The organism is Synergistaceae bacterium (assembly GCA_031272035.1).
Classification (GTDB): Bacteria; Synergistota; Synergistia; order Synergistales; family Aminobacteriaceae; genus JAISSA01.
This window is the reverse complement of the sequence record JAISUO010000079.1, coordinates 1-5,311: the sequence shown is the minus strand read 5'-3', so window position 1 is coordinate 5,311 and position 5,311 is coordinate 1. Positions and strand designations below refer to the sequence as shown.

The following is a 5,311-nucleotide window of genomic DNA, read 5'->3' as shown; positions in this document are numbered from 1 at the left end:
ACGTGCTCCCCTCCCGGTCACTTCAGGTTGGCCAGAACCAGAGCGATCAGGGCGCTTCTCTCGGGCAGCCGGTCGATGTCGATGTTTTCGCTGGCGGAGTGTGACCCTTCGCCGTAAGCTCCCAGCCCGTCCAGGGTGGGAACGTGGAGCGCCGTGAAGTTGCCGTCGCTGGCGCCTCCCGTGCTGATCTCAGGAAGATCGAAGTCGAGGTACTTCGCGGCCAGGTCCTTCGCCATGAGATACAGAGCTTCTACGTCCTTCGTGCGTCGGTAGGGCGGCCGGTTCAGCCCTCCCGTGATTTCGACGCGGGCTTTGGGGTCGCAGGGTTTCAGGCCGAGAATTTGTGGAATCACCCTGTCGCCCTCCTCCTCTGTGGCGATGCGCAGGTCGATTTCGGCATGGGCCCATTCCGCCACCACGTTGGAAACGGTTCCTCCCTCGACTCTGCCCACGTTGACCGTGGTGCCCTTTTCCAGATCGGTCAGGCCGCTGAGAAAGAGTATCTGCCGGGCCAGCTCGTTGACGGCGCTGACGCCGCTGGTAAAATCCGCCCCCGAATGCACGGCCTTTCCGCCGATGTCCAGGGTGAAGCGACCCACGCCCTTGCGCATGGTCTTGATGGATCCTCCGGGGCCTGCGGGCTCCAGAACGAGAGCGTATTTGCTTTTTGCGGCCTCCTCCTCGATGATGGGCCGCGATTTCAGACTGCCGGGCTCCTCGTCGGAGTTGAAAAGGAACACGACCTTTTTTCCGAGAGGGATATGCAGGTCTTTGAGGGTCTTCAAAGCGAAAAGCCCCGCTGTGAGCCCTCCCTTCATATCGAAAATGCCGGGGCCGTAACCTTTGTTTCCCTCCACCCGGAAAGGGCGCTCCCGAAGCGTGCCTTCCGGAAAAACCGTGTCATAGTGCCCGACGACGAAAATCTGTTCCTCCCCGTCACCGAATTCTCCCCGAATGAAGTCGCCGTAACCCTCCACCGGAATGCGTTTCGTCCTGCCGCCGGTCAGTTCTTCGAAAAATTCTGCCAGTTTCCCGGCCAGAACGTCGCCAAGGGCCTTGTTGTGAGATGGAGATTCATGTTCCACAAGAACCTTCAGAACCTCCAGCATCTCTTTTCGCTGTCGTTTCAGCGCATCGTAAATTCTGTCCATGATTTGTTCCATCCTTCCTGAATCAGTCGTATGGGGGAGGTGATGTATACTGAATTATAATATACTTCGAGCTGAAAACAGAGGGCTGCGTCATTTGCGGAGTTCGGTGAACCTGCAGGGGGTCTCGGGGGGAGTTCCGCCCCCTTGAGCTTTAATTGGTGTTTTTTATTTTCCGGGGAGGCGAAAGACAATGAACTATCGTTTGCCCGTCGCGCGCATGGAGGCGGCGATGCGAGGGGGCGGCATACGCGAAATCATGAACAGGGCGGGGGCGCTGGAGCGGGCCGGCAAAAAAATCGTTCACCTGGAGGTCGGCCGTCCGGATTACGACTCTCCCGCCTGCGCGAAGGAAGCCGTGAAAAAAGCTCTCGACGCCGGTTTGGTGCATTACACGGACACGGCGGGGATTGCGTCGCTGCGCCGCGCCCTCTCGAAGGCGCTGAAGCGCGACCAGAGCCTTGACATCGATCCGGATCGGGAGATTCTGGTCACGGTGGGGGCGTGCGAGGCGCTGGCGGTCACTTTTTTCACCTTTCTGGAGCCGGGGGATGAGGTGATTGTCCCGACGCCCTTTTTCCCCGCCTACGCCGATCAGATCGCGCTGGCGGAGGGCGTTCTTCGGGAGGTTCCCTGCCGCTTCGAGAACGAATTTCGTCTGGCCGCCTCGGACATCGAAAAGGCGATAACGCCAAAAACGCGCCTTCTGCTGATCAATACCCCCAACAACCCCACAGGCGCCGTTCTGAGAAAAAACGATCTGGAGGAAATCGCCGAGCTGGCCCGAAAGCATGACCTCCTGGTCGTCAGCGATGAATGTTACGAAAAGTTTTTATACGAAGGCGAGCACGTCTCCATCCTGTCCCTGCCGGAGATGCGGGAACGGACGATCCTCATCAGCGCGGCGTCCAAGACGTTTTCCATGACGGGCTGGAGGGTTGGGTGGATCGTGCTCCCGCCGGAGGTCCGGCCTTACGCGGCGAAGAACCACCAGAACCTCACCAGCTGCGCCACGGCCTTCGCTCAGGCGGGGGTGGCCGAGGCTCTGGAAAACGCTGGAGAGGACGTGAAACGCATGATCGAGGGCTACAGAGAGCGTCGGGACGCTCTGATCGGACGCCTGCGGGGGATAGACGGATTCGAAACCCACATGCCGGGCGGCGCGTTTTACGCTTTTCCACGAGTGGAGAAGCTCCTGACGCGATTTCGTATGACCACCGCCGAGCTGGCCGGGTGGCTTCTGGAGGAGGCGGGGGTGGCCACGGTCCCAGGCGAGGCGTTTCACGCGGAAGGAGCGTTTCTGCGAATGGCCTACTGCCGCCCGCTGGAGGAAATTCACGAGGCCATGGACCGCGTGGAGAACGCCGTCAGAGCCAGACTGCGCTCGTCAGCGAGTTAGCGGGTTTTATCAAAAAAGGCCCGCTTACCAGGCGTCCGTGCCTTCGGCATAGTACCGCAGAAGCCGAGGGCGCAGCAGGGTGTTGACGGCGATGTCCTCCAGGTTCCGCCGCTCGTCCTTCGCAAAGGCAAACAGCGTTTGAAAATTCTCCCGACTCAGCCAGGACAGGGGCAGCCCCTCCGGGAAAACGAAGTCCGGCAAGCCGGAGGAGGACAGGGCCAGATTGAAGCCCCAGTCGCCGAAAGACGGCACGTACAGATGATAGGGCAGCACAAGGGGGAACGCCTCCCCCAGGGTTTTGTTGATGCACCAGAAGGCGTCGCCGGTGTAACATGGGCTGCCGGACTGAGTGGCCATGACGCCGCCCGGAGTCAGGTTTCGTCGGGCCATTTGGTAGAACGCCGTGGTGTAAAGTTTGTTCAGAGCCTCGTTGTTGGGGTCGGGCAGGTCAGCGAGAATGACGTCGTAAGGTTCTTCGTTGCTGCGGAGAAAGCTGAACGCATCCTCGAAGACGCAGTGAATCCGCGAATCCTCCAGAGAACCTCGATTCAGCGCCGCGATCAGCGGATTTTGGCGGCACAGGTTCACGAGGGCTTCGTCGATATCCACAAGGGTGATTTCCCGGATGTTCGGATACTTCAAAAGCTCTCTGGCGGCCAAACCATCCCCCGCCCCCAGCAGCAGCACCCGGGAGGCGTCCGGTCTTGCCGCCAGCGGCACGTGAACCAGAGCCTCGTGGTAGCGGTACTCGTCCAGAGAGGAAAACTGCACGTTGCCGTCGATGAAGAGCCGGAGATCGTCCTTGTGCTTCGTGAGCACCACCTTCTGCCAGCGCGTCTGAAGGCTGAGAATAACCTGATCCCGGTAAAGCCCACCTTCGAGGCTGGTGGTCATCGCGTCTCCGGCGAAGGTAAATCCCAGCAGCAGAAGGAATCCCGCGCAAACCACGGCGCGAAGACCCCGACGATGAACAAGCCGCGTTGGATAGCGAAAAACGACTCCGACGGCGGCGGCGAAGTTGAGCACGCCGGTGAAAAATGCCGTGGTCACGTAACCGAGGGAGGGCAGCAGAACGAGGGGGAAAAGAAGCGACCCGAACAGCCCCCCCAGGTAATCGAAGGCGAAGACGCTGGCCACCCCGCTGCGCAGGCTCAACCGCTCCTGATCGAGAATGCGCACCAGAAGGGGAATCTCCAGCCCCACGAGGCCGCCGATCAGCACCGTCAGGAGATACATGACGAGGGGATAACTTTTGGTGTGAAGATAGCACAAAAACAGCGTCATGCTGGAAAATCCGCCCGCAAGCCCCACAGCCGCCTCCACGAGAACGAACACGTCGAACAGATCGCGGACGAATTGCTTTGAAACCCAGGAGCCGAGGCCCATGGCGAAAAGATAAAGCCCGATCGTCAGAGAGAACTGCAGCACTCCGTCCCCCAGCAGGTAAGAACTGAGACTGCCGATCAGCAGCTCGTAGACCACGGAACAGATCGAAATGACGAGCGTCGCGAACAGCAAAAAACCCGGATTGAAATCCGAAATGCCGCCGCCGGCCTCTGGCGGGCCCTCCGGGTTCGCTCGTCGCGGAGCCCCGTCCGTCTCCTGATTTTGATTCATATCCTGAAGCGCGTCGGCTTTTTCACTGAATAGAGCCGCTTACCGCCAGAGCGATGGCGATGAAGAAGCCCGCCAGAGCGAAGCCCACCGCCGTGTTGTGCTCGTCGATGTGACGGTGCAGGTTCTCCTTCCGGAACAGCAGGGCCAGCAGAAGATAGCCCGCCACGAACAAAACGAGTCCCGTGCCCGAAAACACGAGGGTCGCGAAAAGACCGTCCATCATCCCGTCTTCCGTCCCCCGTCCGCCTCCGATGACGGAAGACCGAACGATGAGGCCCAGGGCGACGAAGAGCCCGCCCGCCAAAACGCCCACCGCCGTGTTCTTTTCCTCGAAGATCTCTTTGCGGAAGTCGCAGGGAACGACAAAATCGAGAACCATGAATCCGACGATCAGCAGGATAATCGAGAGCAGTCCGTACAAAAACGCTTCCAGCACCATCATTGTCATCATTTGCACCTCTATATCGGGCATCGATCCCGAATTTTCACTTTCCAAAATGGCTTCCGCCGCCCGTGGAGCGTCGGGCGGAGATGCTGGCCTGACGCGCGCTGCCCACGATGGAGGAATAACGACCTGTATCGATGTTGTACGTGTTTGCCGGATTTACCGTGGCTCGCTCCGCGTTTCCATACCAGGCCCGGCTGGCCCGGTACAGGTTGTACGTCCTCGAAGGCCAGCGGGGACGATAGGCGGTGTAGCGATTCTCCCTGGCGTCCGCCGCGCTGACCTGCACGAAGGTCGCGCCGGTTTCGGACTCGTAGATCATCACGGTTTCGCGGTCGGTTTGCAGCATTCGCTCGCTTCGGGCGAGGTCCGGCGTTTTGTCGGAGTCGGCGTCGGTGTCAGAATTGTCCTTCAGCGCCATCGTCACATACCGTATGCGCTCCGGATCCATCTGAATGATGGCCTGACAGGCCTGATCCGGCGTGAGGGCGGTGGAGTAGACCTGCGCCTTTCTGCCCCCGGGCAGGGTGACGGAGGTCTCGTGCCGGAATGAACCGGAGGCCGCGAGCTGCCTTTCGATACAGGGTCCCGAATTGTACCAATAGGTCAGAAGACCCAAAATTATCTGCAAACAAACAAATCCCGCGACGACCCAGGGACGACCCCGACGACGCCCGCGGACGGAGCGCAGCAGCGAAGGGC

The 5,311-nt window shown here is 60.0% G+C and carries 5 protein-coding genes; 1 reads left to right on the top strand and 4 read right to left on the bottom strand.

Annotated elements, in window-relative coordinates; translation table 11 throughout:
- Positions 1-17: 17 nt before the first annotated feature.
- Positions 18-1,163: a M20 family metallopeptidase gene (locus tag LBR61_09635; GenBank protein ID MDR1732337.1), complete on the bottom strand. Its 1,146-nt coding sequence runs from the start codon at positions 1,161-1,163 to the stop codon at positions 18-20.
- Positions 1,164-1,341: 178 nt separating this feature from the next.
- On the opposite strand from LBR61_09635, the gene LBR61_09630 reads away from it, so the two are divergent.
- Positions 1,342-2,547, top strand: coding sequence for a pyridoxal phosphate-dependent aminotransferase (locus LBR61_09630; protein MDR1732336.1), 1,206 nt, complete (start codon positions 1,342-1,344; stop codon positions 2,545-2,547).
- 24 nt (positions 2,548-2,571) lie between these two features.
- Here LBR61_09630 and LBR61_09625 read toward each other — a convergent pair whose 3' ends face one another.
- The 3 genes from LBR61_09625 to LBR61_09615 form a co-directional block, all read right to left on the bottom strand.
- Positions 2,572-4,164: a polyamine aminopropyltransferase gene (locus tag LBR61_09625; protein MDR1732335.1), complete on the bottom strand. Its 1,593-nt coding sequence runs from the start codon at positions 4,162-4,164 to the stop codon at positions 2,572-2,574.
- A gap of 22 nt (positions 4,165-4,186) precedes the next feature.
- Positions 4,187-4,660: a DUF350 domain-containing protein gene (locus LBR61_09620; GenBank protein MDR1732334.1), complete on the bottom strand. Its 474-nt coding sequence runs from the start codon at positions 4,658-4,660 to the stop codon at positions 4,187-4,189.
- Positions 4,650-5,311: hypothetical protein (locus LBR61_09615; protein ID MDR1732333.1), on the bottom strand; the 662-nt coding region annotated here is incomplete at its 5' end. The genes LBR61_09620 and LBR61_09615, both read right to left, overlap by 11 nt.

Excerpts from the sequence above, each read along its gene's own strand:
- LBR61_09635 (MDR1732337.1), bottom strand. The coding sequence starts at position 1,163 with ATGGAACAAATCATGGACAGAATTTACGATGCGCTGAAACGACAGCGA.
- LBR61_09630 (MDR1732336.1), top strand. The coding sequence starts at position 1,342 with ATGAACTATCGTTTGCCCGTCGCGCGCATGGAGGCGGCGATGCGAGGG.
- LBR61_09625 (MDR1732335.1), bottom strand. The coding sequence starts at position 4,164 with ATGAATCAAAATCAGGAGACGGACGGGGCTCCGCGACGAGCGAACCCG.